The following is a 19,306-nucleotide window of genomic DNA, read 5'->3' as shown; positions in this document are numbered from 1 at the left end:
GATGACGGTCCGGCGCGAACCGGCGCCGGACCCGTGCAGAAGGAGGATGCCATGCGCAACAAGATCATCCTGATCGGCGCCGTCGCGCTCATCGCTTACGCCGTGGGGGCCCGCACCCCGCGCGTGCAGGTGAAGAAGCGCGAATCCGTCGGGCACCAGATCGTCCGGCTGTGGGACAACCCCCGTGCCCGCCGCCGTCGGCACAAGGCGGCGAAGAAGGCCGCCCGCGCCGCGCGCAAGCGTGCCCGCAGGACGCTGCACGGCCTGCGCTCCTGAATCGCGCGGGACACCGTCCGAGCTGAGAAGGGATCCGAGATGTCGTCCGCCTCTTCGAGCGGGCTTCACATCCGCTCTCGACGCAGCGCAGCCGCCGCACTGACCGGCGGAGGCGTGATCGCGCTCATCGTGCTCCTGGGCTTCCTCCCTCTCGCGGGCGCGACGGCGACCACCGCGGGTCTGGTGCCGTTCCCGGCCGTGAGCGTCTCGGCGGTCACGCTCCTCGGTCTCTTGGTGATCGTCGCCCTGCTCGCGGCGTCGGCGACCCGCCGCCGTGCCGTCGTCGCGTGGACCCTCGCGGCGACGGCCGTCGTTGTCGCGATCGTGGCCACCGCGTTCCCCCTGATCGCCGTCGTCGCGGGCTCGGCCGACCGGGTGGGCGACCTCGGAAGCGTCATCGAGCATCTTTTGCAGCGATTCGGCGGTGCCAGTTGACGCGGCACCTGTGGATGACGCCCCCACAACCCGGCATGCGCATGCAAGAATGCTGCCCGCAAGGAGCAGCCATGATCCCATTCCTCTCGGACGAGTCGCCCGACGCGGGTCCCTTCGACGACGACCTCCTGTTCGGTTTCGCCCCGAAGTGCCCCGCCTGCGCGGCCACGATGCAACCGCATGCCTCCGACCGGCGGGCGTGGTGGCGCTGCCAGAAGTGCGCTCTTCCGCTGATCGGCTGACCGGGCGGCTACGCTGACCCCGTGGGAGCCACCATCCTGATCTCGATCTCCGCCGTCGTCTCGGCGGTGCTGGTCGGGTTCGTGTCCCGGCGGATCCTCGGCACCGCCGTCGGGTGGCCGCGCAGCATCGTCGTCGGTCTGCTCGTGTTCTTTCTGGGCGTCCCGTCCGCACAGTGGACGCTTCGCCAGACGGGCCTCGGCGACACCGCCGCACCCGTCCCCGCGAGTGACGTATGGCTGTGGATCGGGCTCATCGCTCTCTCGTTGGCGTGGGTCTTCGCGCTCGGCGTGGCGGCGCTGGTCGCGAGCGAGGCCATCTTCCCCACGCGCCCGCTCCCGAACCCCATCGATCTCGTCCGCGCCGCCCTCCGCCAGCGCAAGCGCACCCGCCGCTATTTCGAGATCCTGGCGATCGCTTCACGACACGGCGTCGGCTGGCTGTTCCATGGTGGCCGATCGCGGGTCGAGGAGCAGCTGAGCACGACGGAGGAGCGCGCGAACGCCATCGTCGCGACCATCAACGACGCCGGAGTGAGCTTCGTCAAGCTGGGCCAGGTCCTCTCCACCCGACGCGATCTCATTCCCGAGCCCTACCTCACGGCCCTGTCCTCCCTGCAGACCAACGCCACCACGCTAGCCTGGGAAACCGTTCGCGCCGTGATCGAGGACGATCTGGGCGTCCCCATCGACGACGTGTACGCGCAGGTCGACCCGGTTCCCCTCGCCGCCGCCTCCGTGGCGCAGGTGCACCGCGCCGTCCTGCGCGACGGGACACCCGTCGTGGTGAAGGTGCAGCGGCCGGCCGCCCGCGCGCAGGTCGAAGCGGATGCCGACATCATCGACCGCCTCGCCCACCGGGCCGAGATGCGCACCCGGGTGGGCCGCGACCTGAGGATCGAGTCGGTCGCCCGGGGCTTCACGAGCACGCTCGTGGAGGAACTCGACTACCGGATCGAGGCCCGCAACACGCGCATGATCCACTCCACGCTCGATCTCATCGATCGTGCCGAGCCCGATCGCCGCGGCGTCGTGACCGTCCCCCGGGTCTTCCCGGCCGCCTCGGGGCAACGCGTGCTGACGATGGACCTGATCGACGGCGCGGCGCTGAGCGACAGCGCCGACCGCCTCGCCACTTTCTCCCCCGAGGACCGGGACCGACTGGCCCAGACGCTGATGTCGACGGTCATCGAGCAGATCCTCGTCTACGGGGTCTTCCACGCCGACCTCCACCCCGGCAACGTGATCCTCAAAGAAGACGGCACTCTCGGATTGATCGACTTCGGCGCCGTCGGCATCATCGAACGCAGCCGTCGGCAGCACATGACCGCGCTGCTGCTTGCCGCCCTCAGCGAGAACGATGTCGCCGCAACCGACGCACTGCTGCTCATCGTCGACCCTCCCGACGATCTCGACATGGACGCATTCCGCCACGACGTGGGGATCGTCCTCACGACCGAACACCTGCGCACCGACGGCCAGGGGTCGATCTTCACCCGGATGGTCGACGTCATCCGTCAGCATCGCATCGCGCTACCGGGTGAGCTCGCCTCGGCTTTCCGCAGCTTTGCCACGCTCGAGGGCTGCCTCCGCGTCCTCGTCGACGACTTCGACATGGTCGGTCGTGCTCTGCCCCTGATGCCGATGCTGCTCCGCCGCACGCTGTCGATGAAGCGCGTGGCGACGGACTTGCAGGCGCAGGCCGTCATCTCGTTCGCACGTCTTGAACGAATGCCGCAGCGCCTCGACGCCCTGATCTCCGGCGTGGAGAAGGGATCGATCGGCGTCACTCTCCGCAGCGACGACGGGAACGACGTCAGCGGGATCCTCGGGCGGGTGACGGCCGAGGTGGCATCCACCCTCGTCTCGATCGCCGCCGTCGTCATCGCCGTCGTGCTCGTCATCGCGGGCGGGGGGCCGGTGCTCGGCGGGTCTGTGACCTTATTCGCCGTCCTGGGGGCCGTCATCGGCCTGTTCGGCTTCCTCGGGCTGCTCCGCATCGTGCGCAGGACCTTCTCCCGTCCTCGCTGAGGACACGGCGCGTCGTGCGTGTCGCCGATCGCTTCCCCGCAGTACCGTGAGCGCACCACCGAACGGTGGACGGACTCCAAAGGAGAAGTCCCATGATCGCTCTCGCCGTCGTCGTCATCATCGCCGCGTCCATTTGGGTGATCGCCGCCGTCGCCACCGGCATCGGGCTCGGCCGGGTTATCGCACGGGCCGATTCCGAGGAAGGCCTGGCCGAGCGGTCTGCTCGCCGGCCCCTTCCTGACCCCGTACGCGCATGAGCCCCGCGCCCCCGCTCCGGCCGTAGGAGGCTCGCCCTCCGCCGCGCCACCGTCCCGGCGTCAGGGCCCGTCCGGGGCCGGACCGCCGCGGGGCCCGCTCGCGCCGTTGGATGAGGCGGCATCCACCACGTTCGACGACGATCCGACGCCGGGCTCGCCCGCCGCTTGAGGCGAGGCGCCGATCGCCGCCTCCGGATCGGCCGCGTCGGCGGTCTCCCGGTGCGCCCAACCCCCTCCCGCGCCCTCCCGCATCCGCTCGTCCGCCGGCGCTGGCAGGGCGTCGGGGCTCTCCTCCGCCGCGCCAGGCAGATCTCCCGCTTCACCCGGTTCACCGCCCGATCTCATCTGGCCCGCCGATGTCGTCGACGACGCAGTGGCCGCCGCGTTGAGGTCCTGGAGGATCCGACGCGGATGCAATTGACGGGGGTCGTACTCGCGCCAATCCGGGGCGAGCTCGTTCAATTCGTCGACCACTTGCGCGCGACCTTGCAGGTAGAGCGCATGGATGCGCCCGACGTGGCGCGGAAGAGCACGGCGGAGCTCGCGCAGCCGCTCCGGCCCCATGATCAGACCGACCAGCACGGCGACCACGATGATCTTGTCGATCCCGAAATCGAACACGTCAGCTCCTCCGCGTCGAACGGCGGTCCGGCAGCGCGGCTTCCCGCGCGCGGCGATACTCGCGCCGACTCGCGGGCGACGTGGCGGGTCGCACCACCGGCGGCGGAGGGGGAAGAGCGGCGAGCGCCCCCAGGATCGCCGATACCGCCTGGGTGGACTGGCGTTCGAAGGCGAGCCATGCCGCGTCGGGTCCGCCGATCGGATCGAACAGGTCGTCATCGTCCGTCGTCGCGGGCGCTGCGAGCCGGGTCTGCGAGGCGACCCTCACGAGATCCGCCCAGCTCGTCGGGCGGCCGTGGGCCGCCTCGGCCAGGCGGGAGAACTCGCGAATGGTGAAGACGGAGGAAATGAGGTCCGGGCGCAGATCCAGCACCGCGCGCCGGTGCGCCCGTTCGGCGCAGAGCACGGTGTCGCCGGCGCGCAGGACACCGTCGTCGAGCCGCCGCGATCGGTGCGCATCGAGGTCGAGCCCGTAGGTGCGACCGAGGGAGACCACCCTTTCCTCAGCGGGAGTCGCCGGCCGCGCCGCCGTTCCCGCACTCTCGATACGCAGCTTCTCCGCGTGACTCGCCGGCAGACGCGACGACAGCAACGCGGCGACGAACGGCGATCTGACCACGTTCGCCGTACACACGATCACGATGCGGTCACCGCTCACGGTCACGCCTCACTGCCACGTCATCTCCTCGCACCGGGCCCCTCCAACAGCGCGCGGGATCGCGCGGGCCGAATCCCCAGTAAAACCCTGCGGCACGGATTCGCGGCGCAGATGGCCGATCAAGCGAGCCTCGGGCGCGGCTGGTGAAGTCTCGACAAAGACGGGGCGATTGTCGGCACTCGTCGCGGTGGGGCGCCACGGTCACCCCGAGCATGAGAAGAACGGTCCTCATTCGAAAGGTCATCTCATGGGCATCTTCGGCAACGCGTTCTCGGGGTGGCATCTTCTGCTGATCCTCGCCGTCGTCCTCCTCCTGTTCGGGGCGTCGAAGCTCCCGGGGCTGGCGAAGAGCGTGGGCGAATCCGTCCGCATCCTCCGCTCCGAGAGCACGGACGCCGCGGCAGCCGGCGGTGACGCCGCGTCTTCCGCTGCCCCGAGTCCGATCTCGGACCGTACCGAGAGCGGGCGCCCGGGCCCCTCAGCCTCGGCGTGACCCGCCCGGTTCGGCGACGCTTCAGGCCCGAGCGGGCCCCCGCAGATGGGAGGGGAGGGGCGATGTCCCTCCCCTCCCATCTGTCGGAGCTCCGGCGCCGGCTTGTCATCGCCGCCGTCGCCGTCCTGGTGGGCGGGGTGGCCGGGTTCCTGCTGTCGGATTCCGTGATCACCGCCGCTGCAGCGCCTCTCCTGGACCTCAGCGGCCCCTCCGCAGCCACTCTGAACTTCACGCGGCTGGGCGAAGCATTCGATCTCAGGTTCAAGATCGCGCTGACGTTGGGGATCGTCATCGCTGCGCCGGTATGGATCTGGCAGGTCTGGGCCTTCTTGGTGCCCGGCCTCACGTCGAGGGAACGCCGCATCGGGATCGGCTTCGTCTGCACGGCCGTTCCGCTGTTCCTCAGCGGCGTGGCTTTCGCATGGATCATCGTCCCCCAGGTGGTCAGTCTGCTCGCGGGCTTCGCGCCGGCGGCCTCGACCACGATGTTGACCGCGAGTCAGTACTTCGATTTCCTCCTGAAACTGCTCGTGGGGATCGGTGTCGCTTTCGTCTCCCCCCTGGCGCTGGTGGCTCTCAACGCCGCCGGAGTAGTGAGTGCCCGCTCGATCATCCGAGGGTGGCGGATCGCGCTGGTGACGATCGTGATCTTCTCGGCGGTCGTGACGCCGGCCTCCGACGTCATGAGCATGCTCTTCATCAGCCTGCCCCTCTGCCTGCTCTACCTGGGCGCGGCGGCCTGGACGTGGGCGCACGACCGACGAATCGCTCGCCGGACGCCGTCACCGGGCTGAGCCGCTCCCCCGCAGGAACGCCATCAGGTCGCGATCCGCACTCACGGCCTCGAGGAGGACCTTCGTGGCGTCGTGGGAGAGCGCGACGGCGGCGCCGTCCCCTGTCTCGACGACGAGCCACGTCTCCGCGTCGGTCGAACGGCGGAGTAGTCCGATCTCCCACTCTTCGAGGCGCCCCGAGCCGTGGTCGAAGCCTGCTCGTACTCTCACCGTGACACCGGTGCCCGCGCTACGGTGGTCTTCGTCGCTCGGATGCACAGTCCGACCATGCTCGGTCATACACCAGGCGTAGCCGCACCCCAGGGGGTCGGAATCGAAGACGTTCTCTCGGTTCATGCCACACACCTCTCTCGACGGTCCGCCCGACTGCGCGGACCCAACGTGGATGGGCACGAACCAAGTGAATCGCGAACCTCCGACACTGCCCTCAGCGGCCCGGAGCGATACCCTCCGGCGGTGTCGGGACGAGATCGCGCAGAGGGATCTCCAGGACCTCCGCGAGGAGAACCAGCGTGCGCAGCCGCGGGTTCGCCGCCGTTCCGGGGTTCGACTCGCCCTTCTCGAGCTTGCGATACGTGAAGGTGGCGAGTCCGGCCGCATGCGCCACCTGCTCCTGCGACAGCGCTTTGTCCGCCCGCGCGCGCAGGAGGCGCACTCCGAGCTCTCGCGCGAATTCGGTCCACGGGTCGGGCGCTTCGCTCATGCTTCCAGCTTGATCGGCGACCAACTCTCACATGAACATGTCAACATGCTGTACTGAGACCCGCGTCCCCGCGAGTACCGCCGTCCGACGGTGGTGAACCCCGCCCGGCCGAGGGTGATCGACGGAGCGATCAGCGCGGGACGAGCCCGGGCGGGGCCTACCTCCCGCCGAGCGGACCGAGTCGCTGTCGGCGCCCCGTGGCGCGCCGCCGACCGCGCATCACCCGTCTGGTGTCGCACCTGCGGCGGCGGCGGGAGCCCGCCGCGGGTGGGACAGTTCCCGCGCCCACCGTCGTAGCCACACCCGGGCGACGGTTTCCACCCGACCTCCGGGCGCGGTCCACGGAGCACAGATGAACCCTCCCTCCTCACTTGTCGACTCACCTCATGCACCGTCCATCGTCCCCCCCTCCGAGCCCTCGCGACGCGTGCCGTGGCAGCGCCGGTATGCACGCCTCGTTCTCACGACCGACATGCTGGTCGTCCTGCTCGCGGTCTTCGGCTCGCAGGTCTTCTGGCTCGGTCCGCATTCCGTCGATGTCGCATCGTCGCCGCTGGACTACACCACGCTTTCCCTCGTCCTGTCGGCCACCTGGCTCGGGGCGCTGACGGTCTGGGGCACCCGGCATCCCCGAGCGATCGGGTACGGGGTCACCGAGTACCGGCTCACCCTCGCCGCATCGTTCCAGGTCTTCGGCGCCCTGGCGATCGTGGCCTACCTGACCGGCGCCGACGTCTCGCGGGGATACTTCCTGCTCAGCCTCCCGGGCGGGACCATTGCCCTCCTCGGGGGCCGAGCCGCCTGTCGGTTCTGGCTGCGCAGACGACGCCGCCACGGCACGATGTGCGCCCGGGTGGTCCTGGTGGGGTCCGCCGACGAGAACGCGCGCGTCGCCGCCGAACTGGAACGACAGCCTGCTGCCGGGCTGCAGGTGGTCGGCATCCACGAGCTGTCCGCCGACGCGGCAACGGCGTGGGATGACGCTCAGACGGCGATCCTGCACCGCCGGATGGCCGACCGGCGCGCCGACAGCGTGCTCATCTCGGGCGGCGCCCTGCTCGAGGCGCGGGACATACGGCGGATCGGCTGGAGTCTCGACCCCGGACGACAGCACCTCATCGTCGCCGTGAACCTCACCGATGTCGCAGGCCCGCGCCTGCACACCCGACCCGTCGCGGGTCTCCCGCTCGTCCACATCGAGACTCCCCAGTTCTCGGCGACGCAGCGCATCCTTAAGCGGGCCTTCGACATCCTCGGGGCGGGGATACTCATCGTCGGGCTCGCACCCGTGCTGCTCGCCCTCGCCCTCCTGGTCCTCGGCTCCGGGCCCGGCCCGATCTTCTACCGGCAGGAACGCGTCGGCCAAGGCGGCAAGAGGTTCGGCATGCTGAAGTTCCGCTCGATGATCGACGGAGCCGACACGAAGCTGCACGACCTGCTGGCGGCGCAGGGGCGGGGCGATACCCCGTTGTTCAAAGTGGTCAACGACCCGCGCGTGACCCCCGTCGGTCGGTGGTTGCGGAAGTACTCGCTGGACGAACTGCCGCAGCTCTTCAACGTGCTGATGGGCCAGATGAGCCTCGTGGGGCCTCGACCGCAGCGCGACGCCGAGGTGGAGTTCTACGACGACGACGCTCACCGCCGCCTCATGGTGCGGCCCGGGATGAGCGGCCTCTGGCAGGTGAGCGGCCGGTCTGCTCTCGCGTGGGACGACGCGATCCGTCTCGATCTGTTCTACGTCGAGAACTGGTCGCTCGTGGGTGATCTGACGATCCTGGCCCGCACCTTCAAGGCGGTCCTCCTCCCAGGCGACACCGCCCACTGACCCCCGCGGACACGGAGAGGCGCCGGCCATCGGGCCGGCGCCTCTCCGTGTCCGCGGGGTCAGGACTATCGCTGCCGCCGACGGCCCACCGGGCTCGGCGCGGTGGTCACGGACGCGACGTTTTCACCCGACGAGTCATCTTGGTTCGACGCCGACGTCCTTCCATGTGACAGGGTGCGCAAACCTCTGACGTTCTCCGGCGGCGGGTCCGCGGACTGTCGGCGGGGACCGGTGTCCGTCGTGTTCTCGGAGTCCGCGGTCCGCGGTCGACGTCCGAATCGCCACCACGACCGCGTCGTACCCCGCGGCGCGCCGTAGCCGTAATAGCCGCCATAGCGACCGCCGTAGTACGTCGAGTCCACGCCGCGCAACGGCGCGCGGTTGAGGACGACGCCAAGAAGATGGCCGCGGGTCTTGCTGATGTTCTCGGTCGCGCGCGAGAGCATGTCGTCGGTCGTCCTCCCGGCGGTCACGACCAGGACTGCTCCGTCCGCCCAGCTCGCGATGACGGCGGCGTCGGCGACCGCGAGGGTCGGTGGGGAATCGATGATCACGACGAGCTCCTCGGCCAGCTTGCGTGTCAGCGCCTGCATGCGCTGAGAGCCGACCATCTCGCTCGGGTTGGGCGGCGTCCGCCCGGCGGCCACGACGAAGAGGCGGCCGTTCTCGTCCACCTGGTGCGCGACCTGCTCGATCTGGGCACGACCGGCGAGTACGTCGGACAGCCCCACGTCGTCGGAGAAGCCGAAGACGCCGCCCAGCACCGGTCGCCGGAGATCGGCGTCGATGAGGACCACGGCCTGGCCCGTCGCGGCGATGCTCACGGCGAGGTTCGCCGCCGTCGTGGATTTCCCGTCCCCGGGGAGAGGGCTCGTGATGACCATCACCCGCGCCGGCCTGTCGACATCGACGTACTGCAGGTTGGTCCGCAGCTCGCGCATCGCTTCCTTGTGCGCGAAGGAGCCTCTTCCGTCCCGGATGTCGTCGAAGGAGAAGACCGCACGGCCGGACGCCAGCTCCTTGTCGACGGGGAGAATGCCCACCACGGACGCCGCGATGGTGTCCGTGATGTCGGCCGCAGAGCGGATCCGGCGGTCGAAGGCCCGTCGGACCAGGGCGAACACGGTTCCCGCCATCGCTCCGACGAGCGCCCCGATCGCGATGTCGAGTCGGACGTTGGGCGACGACGGCGACGTGGGGAGGCGGGCGGAGTCCCCCGCGATCAGCCGGACGGCGCTCTCGCCGTTTCCTCCCGACTGAAGCTGATCGACCTCTGTGGTCATCCCGCGGATCCACGCCTCGGCGAGGTCGCGAGCGGACTCCGGCGTCGGACCGGTGGCATCCACTCGCACGTTCACGGTGTCTATGGGATTGGACACGTGCACCCGCTGGACCAGCGCTTCGGGACTGTCCGTGATGCCGAGCTCGGTCCGGGCGGTCTCGGCGACGCTGCGCCAGTACCCCATGTCGATGAAGGACTTCACTTTCGACAGCGCGAGCTGGTCTCCCGCGAGCGCCGCGCCCGTGGACCCGTCGGAGGCGACCGCGGCGACGTAACCGCTGGCATCCGCCGTGTACACGCGCGGTTGCACCGCGCTCCACGCCAGGCCGACGAGGCCGCCCGCGATGGTCAGGGCGACGATCGCCTTCCAATAGGCGCGCAGGATGCGCACCACTCGCTGCATGTCCACTCGAGTCCGCCTTTCACGACGCGACGGTGCCTCCCGTCGGCCGCCCGAAGCTTAGGCATGCCGACGCCTCTCTCCTGACCGGGCCGTCGGCCGCGCGCGGTGGGCGAGGCTGACGCCGGGTGCAGGGGGACCGACGGAAAGGGTGACGCCGCCGGGGTGAGAAGGGGATGACGAAGAGGATGAAAGAGCCCCATTCCGACCGCGTCCGCCGCCGCCTCACCCAGAAGATCATTCCTACGCGGACGGCATCTCGCCGCGTGGCCGAGCCGCCTCCCCGGCGGAGACGGTCGGTTCCCGAATTGGAGGTAACGATGCTCATCGATGTGGAAGCCACGCCCACGAATGCGCGCTCCGCCCGTCGCACGAGCCGCTTCTGGGCGCCGCGAGACGCCGCTCTCGCTCGCATGGAGGAGGCGCTCAGCGGCGACGTGGTGCTGGTGCGCGGCCCCGCCGGCGTCGGGAAGACCTCGTTGCTGCGTCAATTCGCAGCCTCGCTCGAGGACGATCACGCGCGCGGGGTACAGCTTCTCGACGGGGCGTCAGCCTCCGCCACCTCGCTCCCGCGCGTTCTCGAAGCCTTCGCCGAAGGACCGTCGGCGCACATCCTCCTCGTCGACAACTTCGCGGACGACACCGGCCTGTCGACGGAGAACCTGCTCGATATGCTGCGCAGCGATCCCTATCTGCGCATCATCGTCGCCACCCGCCTGTCGACGGGGCTGGAGAGTCCCCTCGTGGCGCTCGAGTTCGACGTGCAGGTGATCGCGGCCGAGAACCTCCGGATGACGAGGGAAGAGCTCGCGACCGTCCTCGCCCTGAACGGCGTCGAGTCGTCGGACGTCGCCATCGACGTCCTCGCCGAACACACCTACGGCTGGGCCGCTCTCGGCCAGCTCGCGAGCACCCGCCTTCGTCTGGAGGGGATGGCCCTGCGGACGCAGGATGACGCGGTGGCCGCCGCCCGGTACGCGGTAGCCGCCCTGACGAACGACATGGAGCAGCGGCTCGCTCTCCCCGTGACCGACGAGATGCGACTCCTCGCGGTGGCCCCCTACATCACCGCCCCGCTGGCCGAGGCGATCGGGATGGACACGACCGCCGTCCTCACCCGCGACCTCCTCGTCCGCATGCAGGCGGCGGGGCTCGTTTGGCCCGGGTCGTCGCGCGTCACCCTGGCCGAACCGATCCGTGATCAATGGCTCGCCGAGATCACCGCTCGCAGCCCCCAGCTCGTCTCCACGGCGCGCTTGAAACTGCTCGACCATCTCGTCGAAGGGGGCGAGCCGCTCCTGGCTGCGCAGCTCTCGGCGGATTCCGGTCAGTGGGACACCCTGGCGGGGGTCCTGCGTTCAGCGGGACCCGAGATCTGGGCGCGCGACCGCGAGGCGTTCGGTCGTCTCGTCGCCTCGTTGAGGAACGGAGCACCGGCGGAGGCCCGGGTCGTGGACGCCCTGCTGACCCTCGATGTCGAGACCGCCTCGTCGCCCGAGACGCCCACGCAGGTCGTCGGAGCCCTCGGTCGACTCCCGGATGCCAAGACCGCCGCCGCAGGCAATATCGAGGCGCTGATCCTGAGGGTGAGTCTGCTGCGCGCCGCCGGTCGCTTCGCGCTCGCCACGGAGGCGTCGAGCCTGCTTTCCGATGCGCTGCGGCGTCGACGGGACATCGAGGAGCACGCGGTGCACGAGGGCTGGTACCAGATCGGTATGACGGCGTTCGCAATGGGCAAGCTCCGCGACGCCGCACTCGCCCTGGGCCAGACCGAACGCGCGGCACCCCCCGCCCGACGGATGCGCGCTCGCGGAGCCCTCGCCGTCATCGCCCTCCTCGAAGGGGATGTGCGGGGCGCGCGCGTCATGGTCGAGGAGAACCGCGACGACGCCTGGTTCGCGTCTCCCTGGGGCGAAGGGATGCGCGTCGCGGACGCCTGGCTGCTGCTGGAGAACGGCGACGCCGCCGGCGCGCGTGCACGGTTCGACGCGATTCCCGCGACGGCGGGGGCACGCGAGCTGTGGCCGTTCGCCGCATCGGCGCACGCCCTGTCGTTCCTGCTGTCGGGTGCGGCATCCGACGCACTCGGCCTTCTGCGCGCCTGGACGGGACGAGCGAGAAGCACACCCCCCTCTCACTACCAATCGACGCAGCTCCTGACAGCCCGCGCGAAGGTGCTCATCGCGCTGCGCCAGGCGAGGAAGGCCCTGGCGCTGTTCGAGGGGCCGTTCGCACTGTCACCCGCTACGGCACCGGCGATCGCCCTGTCGCAGCTGTACGCCGGTCGGACGCACGAGGCCTACGTCATGAGCGTGAAGTGGGGTCTGCACTACGAACCGTCGCCACGCGCCGCCCTTGAGAGCCTCGTGGTGAGCGTGGTCGCCGACGTGCGGCTGAACGGCGTCGAGGCCCACCGCACCGCCGTCCAGAGGGCCGAAGCCCTCAGTACGCGGCACGACCTCTGGGGTCCGTGGAGCGCCGTCGCACCCGAGGACCGTCAGCTCGTGCTGCGGATGCTCTCGCCGGCTGCCCGCGCCGTCGTGTCCGAACGCCCATCGTTTTTCGCCTCATCAGTGAGCGTGCCGCATCTCACCAAGCGCGAGCAGGTCGTCCTCGCGCACCTTACGCCCACGCCCACGATCGCCGACATCGCGCGCGCTCTCGTGGTCTCGCCCAATACGGTCAAGACCCAGCTCCAGAGCCTTTATCGGAAGCTGGAGGTGTCGGACCGGTCGAGCGCGATCCGCGCGGCTCACGCCTGGGGTCTCATCGAGGGCGACGCAGAGGTCTGACCCGGTGGTCGCGCCGACGTCGGCGCGACCACCCCATCGCCAATCGGGCGGCGAAGAGCACGGCGAGGACGATCACGATGCCGGGGACGCTCAGGGGCACGCCCGCTCCCCGGAGGACCGCGAGCACCACGAAGAACGCAGCCACGGGCAGGAGCAGACCGATCACCCGTCGAGTGCGTCGGAAAGGCGTGAACGCTGCGGCCCGCGGCCGCGGCGCGCGTGTCGTCATCCGGAGAACCCCATTTCCCGTACGACGACCCGTTTCTCCATCGCCACCTGCGCACCGAAGATCCCGAACCAGGCGATCGCGAGTGTCGCCGCAGTGAACTCGAGATTGCCGCCGAGAACGGTGTCGCCCCGGAACAACGCGATCATGGCGCCGGTGAAAGACGTCGCCCCGACGGCCACGAGAGTGAGGACGCTCGCCGCCCTCATCCACGGTCGGCGCCGGACGACGGCGACCTGCCCCATGGCGACGATGGCGAGGACGAAACCGATGACCGCGAACGTGATGTGGATGAGGTCCTGGGGAAGAGCGCCTGGCGTGAAGGGAACAGGGCACCCCGGCGAGCAGGTGACGGCGGAGGCGACACCGAAGCACAGCCCGCATGCGAGCAGGGTCGTGGCGATGGGCCATCCGACGCGATAGACGTCCGCGTCCGAGTGGAGGGCACGGTCCACGAGCACAGCGGCGATCGCCAGCAGGAGCAGCGCGAGGTTGAACAGCGGCGCGGTCGGCATCCCCGTCGCCCCCAGCTGACTGACGTAGTGCACGCTCGGATCCCAGAAGCGGCACACCCAGATCAGCACGGCGCTCGAGAACGCGGCTGCAGCTCCCAGTCCGGCTTGCGCCACGGAACGGCGGGAGAAGGAGCGCGACAGGATGCCGGTCGGCCGGTCGACGGTCTCGGTCATCGGCTCCTCCTGGATCGGGCTTCGCCACACTATCGCCTGGAAGGCGCCGGACCCGTGGGCTCGGGGTGAGCTGGTGTGCGTCAGGGGTGATTTCGCCCCGTCCCGCCCTGATTCCCCCGCTCGCACGTCTCATGCTGGGCAGGCGGGCAGAGCGACCGCGTCGTCGTGCGAGCCGGGGGGCCGCGCGTCCGGACCCTCGCTCTGCCCGCACCCGCGACCCCTTGCCGGCTCTGCTGCTCCCATCCGCCGCGCTGGATTCCCCCGGCCAGGGGCGAACCGGGGGGTGAGAATTGGATGCTCCGAATGTCCGAGGCCGTCCCGCCCTGCGAGGGTGGAGACGAGCGGGCGCCGAGTGACTCTCCCCCAGATCTTCACTCTCGGGGCTTCTGCTCATCCTCGGATGCGCGGTCCCGGCTACGGCACCCACCCCCCGGGGCCGCGCATCCTTTTCGAACCTCCGTTTTGTCGTCGTCCGTCGGGCCGACGAGGGAAGCGGAGAGCGCCGGCGAGCGCGCACACTCAGGAAGAACCGTGACCGAGCGAGACACCTCCGATCCGACCCCTCACCGTGACGACCGCTCGTCGGATGCCGTGGAGCCCGACACCGCCCTCGACGCGTTGTTGAGGTCCGTCGAGACCGGGAACGACAACCCGGTCTTCCCCGTCGGCTTCCGGGGCTACGACCGCGACACGGTTGACGAAGCCGTCCGGGAGCTCGGCGAGCGTCTGCGGCGCACCGCAGAGGAAGCGCACGACGCCAAGCTGAGGGCGGAGGCCATGTTCGCGCAGCAGCGCGCGGAACACGACCAGGAACTCGAGGAGGCCGCCCGCCGGTACGCCGATGAGAACGACGCGCTTCGCGAGCGGTTACGCGAGGCCTCCGCCCGGGCGGCAGAGGCCGAGACGCAGGTCGCCGCACTGTCGAGCGACTTCGCCGCTCGACGAGACGACGATCCCGAGCACGGTCGGCAGCAGTTCGACGCGATCCTGCGCGTTGCGGAAGAACAGGCGTCCGTGCTCGTGCAGAACGCGGTCGGGCAGGCGGAGCGGCTGCTCGCCGGCGCTCAGGACGAGGCCGCGACGATCAGGGAGGAAGCCCGGGCCGAGCAGGCGCGCCTCCGTGCGGAGGCACAGCATGACGCCGACCAGGTGCGTCTGCGGATCGAGACGGAGGCGACGGCGCACGAGACGCGCCTGGACCGCGAAGCCGCCCACGCCGCTGAACGAGTCGCGCAGGCGGAGCGCGAGGCCGTGGCGATCCGCACCGAATCGGAGAAGGGCGCGGCAGCGTTGCGGTCGCTGGTGTCCCGAGAGACCGCCGACCTGCGCGCCAAGGCCGAACGCGACGTGCGCGAGATGACGGCTCGCGTGCTGGAGTTCGAGGAATCCCTCACCCGCCGCCAGGACGAAGCCCAGCAGGAGTTCCTCGTCCTCCACAACCAGGCTGTCGCCCACGCCGAGCGCATCACGTCCGATGCGAGCGAGCAGGTCGCCGCGGCTCTCGAACACGCCCGACGCATCGCCGCACGCGCCGACGGTTACGAACGACTCGCCCGCGCACAGGCGCAACAGGCCGAAGCCGACGCTCACGTACGCGCACGGGAGATCGTGGATGCGTCTCGTGACCGGGCGCAGAGGATCGCCGACACCATCACGCAGCATGCGACCTCCGTGCTGCGCGACGCCGAGGACCGCACGCGCGACCTGCGCTGGCAACAGCAGCAGCTCGGCAGCTTCATGGCCGAGATGAACGAGCTCCTGCGCGCCGCCCCGCGCGAATCGACCGGGCACGAGCTGGAGGGGACGGAAACGGGCGGCCCCGACATCGTCGACCTCGCAGACCACCACGTCGAGGATCAGGGCGACGAGCACGAGCGGCCAGGGAGCGTCGGCACCTCCCCCGAGGCGGAGCAGTGAGCGGCGGTCCCGAGTTCCTCCGGGCCCGCTAACGTGGGGTGATGCGCACAGTCGCCCTCGGCTCCTCCGGTCTCTCCGTCCCGAACGTCGTGGCGGGGATGATGCGGATCGACGACAAGAGCGATGCGGAGGTCCGCGCGTTGTATCAGGCGTCGCGCGACGCCGGGATCGACTTCTTCGACCACGCCGACATCTATGCCCGGTCGCTTCACTCCGCCGAGGAACGGTTCGCACAAGCCCTGTCTCTGAGCGACACGGAGCGCGCGGAGATCCGTTTGCAGACCAAGGCGGGCATCGTTCGCGAGGGGCCGTACTTCGATTTCTCCTACGAACACCTCGTCTCATCCGTCGACAGCTCTTTGCGAGCCCTGCGCACCGACTACGTGGATGTGCTGCTCCTGCATCGACCCGACGCCTTGGTCGAACCGGACGAGGTGGCACGAGCGTTCGACCACCTCGAGGAGACCGGGAAGGTACGCGCGTTCGGCGTGTCGAATCACACCCCCCGCCAGATCGATCTGCTCCGCACGGCGGTGCGTCAGCCCATCGTGGCCAATCAGATCCAGCTGTCGATCGCGCACGCGCCTGTCGTCGCACAGGGCCTGGCGGCGAACATGGAAGCCGCCGCGCAATCCGCCGTGCTCGACGGCGGCGGGCTCATCGAGTACTGCCGCATCGAGAACATCACCGTCCAGGCGTGGTCCCCCCTGCAGGGAACGCGCGGCGGCGGCGGGGTGTTCCTCGGTCACCCCGAGTACGCCGAGCTGAACGCGCTGATCGACGAGCTGGCGGACCGCTACGGCGTCACGCCGCTTGCGATCGCGGTGGCGTGGATCACGCGGCATCCTGCAGGGATGCAGGTCGTGCTGGGCACCACCACGCCCGAGCGGGTCAGGGCCGCCGCAGAGGGGTCGGACCTCCGACTCACCCGAGCCGAGTGGTACGCGCTCGTCCGCGCCGCGGGCTACATCGTTCCCTGAGGCCGAGTCGGCTCAATCGCCTCGACGCCGACGGCGACCCCGGGAGATCACGACGATCGCGCCCACGACCACCACGGCGGCGCCCACGAGCGGTATGAGGACGAAGGCCAGACGCCCCGCCTCGGCCTCGGAGTCGGGTTCCGCCTGCTCGGCAGTCGCGGCCGAAGCGACGGCGGTGGAGAGCATCGACGTGTTGTCGGCTCCCGGAGCGCCGGTCACGGCGAAAGCAGGGGCTGGCGCCAGCGCGAGGCCGACGGCGAGCAAGGCGGTGGCGAGCAGGGGTTTTCTTCCGGTGCGCACAGCGCTCCTTCCAGTCGTCCGCTCACGCTACGGATGCACGGTCGAAATGTCCGGACGGTAGACGGCGAGCGGGGTGCGCGCTATGACGGTGGGAACGGCCCTCGCCTAGGCTGAGGTCGACCGCCGGCGGAAGGAGACGGGGCATGACGCGACGACAGCGCCCGGTCGGCGCCATCCTGAGCGCGACCGCCGCCGTGATCCTTGCAGCGCCGACTCTGATGTTCCCCGCGGATTCGCCGACGGAGCCCAAGCTTCTCTTCCTCGGGGTGGGCACGCTCGTCTTCATCGGTGCCGTCGTCCGGGTTCGGACGGAGAAGACGGACCATCGCACCGCGCCGCCGACGGAGACCATCACTGAGGAGTGAGAGCCTCCAACTCCTCCGCGGTGATGATCGAGATCGGTTCGGTGGGGAGTTCCCACGACGCGAGGGGTTGCATGCGGTTCTTCCGTTCGTGGGTGATGCAGTGAGGGCGGATCATCGATCCACCGTCCGGGGCCACTGCCCTCGCTGACGACAGACCGGTCGTGCGGGATCAGGCCGCGCGAGCGAGGCTGCGCGCAGCCTTGGAGGCCTGCGGCGCCGGACGCGCCGGCGCTGACGCTGCGGCGGGCTCGTCGACGGCGATGTCGAGGCTCAGGCCCCGCGAGGAGTTGGCGTCGTTGGCCATGCGCTTGAGCAGGTTCTGGTCGAGCGCCTCCGGCTGCTCGGAGTCGAAGACGAAACGCAGCGGAATGGACGGCTGGAGCCAGATGGTCGACCGGCCGACCGGCTGGTCGGGCCCGTGCACCCACGAGAGCGTGAAGCTCTCGCCGCGGCGGAGCTTGGTGGCGACCACCACTTTCACGTGCGCCAGCATGCGGTCGTCGACGGTGATCGGCTCCGTCGTGGTGCCGTAGAAGAGCTTCGCCATGATGTAACCCCTTTTGCTCGTTGCTCACGAATGAACTTACTAGTTAGACTAGCGAATAGGCAAGCGAGATATTAGGAGACCGATGTCGACCGACACCCCCGCTCCTCCGTCGTACTGGTACAGCGACAGCACCGACGACGAGCGAGGCGCGCGCATCATGGAGGCGATGCGCGCCTACCGATCCGCCGAGATGGCCATGCGTCGTCGTACCCAGGAATCCATGGCGATGGGCGAGAACGAGCTTCTGATCCTTCGTTATCTCGCGCGCGCCGCCGCCGCGGGGGCCACCGTGACGCCCATCGACCTGTCTCGACACCTCGGCGTCTCCACGGCATCCATGACCGCCCTTCTCGACCGGCTGGAGAAGTCCGAACATCTGCAGCGGCGACCGCACCCGACCGATCGACGGAAGGTGCTGGTGGTGAGCACGACGCACGCCGACGATGAGATCCGCGACACCCTCACCGCCATGCACGCGCGCATGATGCAGGCCACCCGTGGGATGAGCGAGGTCGAAACGGTGGCCGTGACGGATTTCCTGAAGCGGATGCGCTGCGCGGTCGCCGACCTCTGCGGCGTCGGCGGGACGTGCTGTCCACGCGCGAGCACCCCGCAACCCTCGCCGCTCGCGTCGGACGCCGCCGCGTGAGGGCCTCGGTCGCCGTCGAGCTGTCGCTTCAGACGGAGGCGGACGCCGAGGTGGTGCTCTCGATCGTCCCCGCGGAGGGATGGGCCCACGACGAGACCCTCTCGATCAGCTCGAACGGGCGCGCGCTCCCGGTCGCGGAGTTCGCGGATGCACACGGCACCCGCGCCCACCGCGTCCCCCTGCCGGCGGGGAAGAGCGTCGTGTCCTATCGGGGTTCCGTCTCCGCACCCTCTACGCCGGCGCCGTCCGACGATTTCGATCCGGTGCGCTATCTCCGGCCCAGCCGATACGCGCCGTCGGATGATCCGCGGGTACTTGAGGCCGTGACCCTCGACTCCATTTCCACCCGCGACCGCGTCCGCGAGATCGCGCACTGGGTCGCCGAGAACCTCGACTACGTCTCCGGCGTGAGCGGCCCCACCGACACCGCCCTCGACACCCTGCGCGAGCGCGCGGGTGTCTGCCGCGACTACGCGCACGTCACAATCGCCCTCCTTCGCGCCCGCGGAGTTCCGGCGCGACTCGTGTCGGTCTTCGCACCCGGGCTCGATCCGATGGACTTCCACGCGGTGGTGGAGGCGTTCGTCGAGGGCAGGTGGGAGGTCGTGGATGCCACCCGCCTCGCGCCCCGCGCGCACTTCGTCCGCATCGCCACCGGCCGCGACGCCGCCGACACCGCGTTCCTCACGACGCTGTCGGGTTCGGTGGCACTGGAGTCCGTCGAGGTCACGGCCGTGGCCGTCGGCGACCTCCGCCCGGACGATCCGGACACGGCGATCCTGTTGCGCTGACTCCCCCTCATGACGGAGTCGCCGACGCTCGTGGCC

24 protein-coding genes are annotated in these 19,306 nt (G+C 69.9%); 14 read left to right on the top strand and 10 right to left on the bottom strand.

Annotated features, from left to right (window positions below; all coding sequences use genetic code 11):
• Nucleotides 1-51 precede the first annotated feature (51 nt).
• The 5 genes from B0B15_RS05175 to B0B15_RS16450 all read left to right on the top strand — a co-directional run bounded on the left by B0B15_RS05175 (nucleotide 52) and on the right by B0B15_RS16450 (nucleotide 3,238).
• On the top strand, nucleotides 52-276 hold the full coding sequence (locus B0B15_RS05175) for a hypothetical protein (RefSeq protein ID WP_076673813.1): 225 nt from the start codon (nucleotides 52-54) through the stop codon (nucleotides 274-276).
• Between the two features lie 39 nt (nucleotides 277-315).
• Complete coding sequence (locus tag B0B15_RS05170; RefSeq protein WP_076673810.1) at nucleotides 316-711, top strand: hypothetical protein; 396 nt, start codon at nucleotides 316-318, stop codon at nucleotides 709-711.
• Between the two features lie 71 nt (nucleotides 712-782).
• Nucleotides 783-953 carry a hypothetical protein gene (locus B0B15_RS16455; RefSeq protein ID WP_176776575.1) on the top strand — a complete coding sequence of 57 codons (171 nt, stop codon included), beginning with the start codon at nucleotides 783-785 and terminating at the stop codon, nucleotides 951-953.
• A 21-nt stretch (nucleotides 954-974) separates the two neighbouring features.
• Nucleotides 975-2,981, top strand: coding sequence for an ABC1 kinase family protein (locus tag B0B15_RS05165; RefSeq protein WP_076673807.1), 2,007 nt, complete (start codon nucleotides 975-977; stop codon nucleotides 2,979-2,981).
• Between the two features lie 92 nt (nucleotides 2,982-3,073).
• Nucleotides 3,074-3,238: a hypothetical protein gene (locus B0B15_RS16450; RefSeq protein ID WP_176776574.1), complete on the top strand. Its 165-nt coding sequence runs from the start codon at nucleotides 3,074-3,076 to the stop codon at nucleotides 3,236-3,238.
• A 60-nt stretch (nucleotides 3,239-3,298) separates the two neighbouring features.
• On the opposite strand, the gene B0B15_RS05160 is transcribed toward B0B15_RS16450, so the two are convergent.
• Together B0B15_RS05160 and B0B15_RS05155 are read right to left on the bottom strand one after the other, a co-directional pair.
• Nucleotides 3,299-3,859 carry a Sec-independent protein translocase subunit TatA/TatB gene (locus tag B0B15_RS05160; protein WP_076673805.1) on the bottom strand — a complete coding sequence of 187 codons (561 nt, stop codon included), beginning with the start codon at nucleotides 3,857-3,859 and terminating at the stop codon, nucleotides 3,299-3,301.
• Nucleotide 3,860: 1 nt separating this feature from the next.
• A complete protein-coding gene (locus B0B15_RS05155; protein ID WP_176776573.1) occupies nucleotides 3,861-4,517 on the bottom strand; it encodes an arsenate reductase/protein-tyrosine-phosphatase family protein in 657 nt (218 codons plus the stop codon).
• A 247-nt stretch (nucleotides 4,518-4,764) separates the two neighbouring features.
• Here B0B15_RS05155 and tatA point away from each other — a divergent pair, with 247 nt between their 5' ends.
• Together tatA and tatC are read left to right on the top strand one after the other, a co-directional pair.
• The gene (tatA, locus tag B0B15_RS05150; RefSeq protein ID WP_076673801.1) at nucleotides 4,765-5,010 is read left to right on the top strand and encodes a twin-arginine translocase TatA/TatE family subunit; all 246 of its coding nucleotides are present in this window, start codon (nucleotides 4,765-4,767) and stop codon (nucleotides 5,008-5,010) included.
• A 62-nt stretch (nucleotides 5,011-5,072) separates the two neighbouring features.
• Nucleotides 5,073-5,804 (top strand): twin-arginine translocase subunit TatC, encoded by a 732-nt coding sequence (gene tatC, locus B0B15_RS05145; RefSeq protein ID WP_076673799.1) that lies wholly within the window; start codon nucleotides 5,073-5,075, stop codon nucleotides 5,802-5,804.
• On the opposite strand, the gene B0B15_RS05140 is transcribed toward tatC, so the two are convergent.
• Nucleotides 5,793-6,140, bottom strand: coding sequence for a hypothetical protein (locus B0B15_RS05140; protein WP_076673796.1), 348 nt, complete (start codon nucleotides 6,138-6,140; stop codon nucleotides 5,793-5,795). The genes tatC and B0B15_RS05140 overlap by 12 nt on opposite strands.
• Before the next feature lie 91 nt (nucleotides 6,141-6,231).
• Nucleotides 6,232-6,507, bottom strand: coding sequence for a helix-turn-helix domain-containing protein (locus tag B0B15_RS05135; RefSeq protein WP_076673794.1), 276 nt, complete (start codon nucleotides 6,505-6,507; stop codon nucleotides 6,232-6,234).
• Between the two features lie 427 nt (nucleotides 6,508-6,934).
• Between B0B15_RS05135 and B0B15_RS05130 the strand changes: the two genes are divergently transcribed.
• A complete protein-coding gene (locus B0B15_RS05130) occupies nucleotides 6,935-8,332 on the top strand; it encodes a sugar transferase (protein ID WP_256334181.1) in 1,398 nt (465 codons plus the stop codon).
• 65 nt (nucleotides 8,333-8,397) lie between these two features.
• Here B0B15_RS05130 and B0B15_RS05125 read toward each other — a convergent pair whose 3' ends face one another.
• Nucleotides 8,398-10,017, bottom strand: coding sequence for a tyrosine-protein kinase domain-containing protein (locus tag B0B15_RS05125; RefSeq protein WP_076673790.1), 1,620 nt, complete (start codon nucleotides 10,015-10,017; stop codon nucleotides 8,398-8,400).
• Nucleotides 10,018-10,334: 317 nt separating this feature from the next.
• Here B0B15_RS05125 and B0B15_RS16760 point away from each other — a divergent pair, with 317 nt between their 5' ends.
• On the top strand, nucleotides 10,335-12,806 hold the full coding sequence (locus B0B15_RS16760) for a LuxR C-terminal-related transcriptional regulator (protein ID WP_076673788.1): 2,472 nt from the start codon (nucleotides 10,335-10,337) through the stop codon (nucleotides 12,804-12,806).
• On the opposite strand, the gene B0B15_RS05115 is transcribed toward B0B15_RS16760, so the two are convergent.
• Nucleotides 12,781-12,972 carry a hypothetical protein gene (locus B0B15_RS05115; protein ID WP_076673787.1) on the bottom strand — a complete coding sequence of 64 codons (192 nt, stop codon included), beginning with the start codon at nucleotides 12,970-12,972 and terminating at the stop codon, nucleotides 12,781-12,783. The two genes, B0B15_RS16760 and B0B15_RS05115, sit on opposite strands and share 26 nt — an antisense overlap.
• A 59-nt stretch (nucleotides 12,973-13,031) precedes the next feature.
• The gene (locus B0B15_RS05110) at nucleotides 13,032-13,721 is read right to left on the bottom strand and encodes a DUF998 domain-containing protein (RefSeq protein ID WP_083708870.1); all 690 of its coding nucleotides are present in this window, start codon (nucleotides 13,719-13,721) and stop codon (nucleotides 13,032-13,034) included.
• A 531-nt stretch (nucleotides 13,722-14,252) separates the two neighbouring features.
• On the opposite strand from B0B15_RS05110, the gene B0B15_RS05105 reads away from it, so the two are divergent.
• Both B0B15_RS05105 and B0B15_RS05100 read left to right on the top strand, forming a co-directional pair.
• Nucleotides 14,253-15,638, top strand: a complete 1,386-nt coding sequence (locus B0B15_RS05105; RefSeq protein WP_176776572.1) for a coiled-coil domain-containing protein — start codon at nucleotides 14,253-14,255, stop codon at nucleotides 15,636-15,638.
• Between the two features lie 41 nt (nucleotides 15,639-15,679).
• Nucleotides 15,680-16,618, top strand: coding sequence for an aldo/keto reductase (locus B0B15_RS05100; RefSeq protein ID WP_076673785.1), 939 nt, complete (start codon nucleotides 15,680-15,682; stop codon nucleotides 16,616-16,618).
• A 12-nt stretch (nucleotides 16,619-16,630) separates the two neighbouring features.
• Here the strand turns inward: B0B15_RS05100 and B0B15_RS05095 are convergent, their stop codons facing one another.
• Nucleotides 16,631-16,918, bottom strand: coding sequence for a hypothetical protein (locus B0B15_RS05095; protein ID WP_076673783.1), 288 nt, complete (start codon nucleotides 16,916-16,918; stop codon nucleotides 16,631-16,633).
• A gap of 143 nt (nucleotides 16,919-17,061) precedes the next feature.
• Between B0B15_RS05095 and B0B15_RS05090 the strand changes: the two genes are divergently transcribed.
• Complete coding sequence (locus B0B15_RS05090) at nucleotides 17,062-17,283, top strand: hypothetical protein (RefSeq protein ID WP_076673781.1); 222 nt, start codon at nucleotides 17,062-17,064, stop codon at nucleotides 17,281-17,283.
• Here the strand turns inward: B0B15_RS05090 and B0B15_RS16755 are convergent.
• The gene (locus B0B15_RS16755; protein ID WP_256334180.1) at nucleotides 17,270-17,398 is read right to left on the bottom strand and encodes a hypothetical protein; all 129 of its coding nucleotides are present in this window, start codon (nucleotides 17,396-17,398) and stop codon (nucleotides 17,270-17,272) included. The two genes, B0B15_RS05090 and B0B15_RS16755, sit on opposite strands and share 14 nt — an antisense overlap.
• A gap of 54 nt (nucleotides 17,399-17,452) precedes the next feature.
• The gene (locus tag B0B15_RS05085; protein ID WP_076673778.1) at nucleotides 17,453-17,830 is read right to left on the bottom strand and encodes a DUF7882 family protein; all 378 of its coding nucleotides are present in this window, start codon (nucleotides 17,828-17,830) and stop codon (nucleotides 17,453-17,455) included.
• Between the two features lie 82 nt (nucleotides 17,831-17,912).
• On the opposite strand from B0B15_RS05085, the gene B0B15_RS05080 reads away from it, so the two are divergent.
• Together B0B15_RS05080 and B0B15_RS05075 are read left to right on the top strand one after the other, a co-directional pair.
• Nucleotides 17,913-18,479, top strand: a complete 567-nt coding sequence (locus tag B0B15_RS05080; protein ID WP_076673776.1) for a MarR family winged helix-turn-helix transcriptional regulator — start codon at nucleotides 17,913-17,915, stop codon at nucleotides 18,477-18,479.
• Nucleotides 18,419-19,270 carry a transglutaminase-like domain-containing protein gene (locus tag B0B15_RS05075; RefSeq protein ID WP_256334179.1) on the top strand — a complete coding sequence of 284 codons (852 nt, stop codon included), beginning with the start codon at nucleotides 18,419-18,421 and terminating at the stop codon, nucleotides 19,268-19,270. The genes B0B15_RS05080 and B0B15_RS05075 overlap by 61 nt, the downstream gene beginning before the upstream one ends.
• The last annotated feature ends 36 nt before the right edge of the window (nucleotides 19,271-19,306 follow it).

The sequence above is a fragment of the Microbacterium sp. RU1D genome (genome assembly GCF_900156435.1).
Classification (GTDB): Bacteria; Actinomycetota; Actinomycetes; order Actinomycetales; family Microbacteriaceae; genus Microbacterium.
The sequence above is the reverse complement of the archived record's forward strand: the minus strand, read 5'-3'. Positions and strand labels throughout refer to the sequence as shown.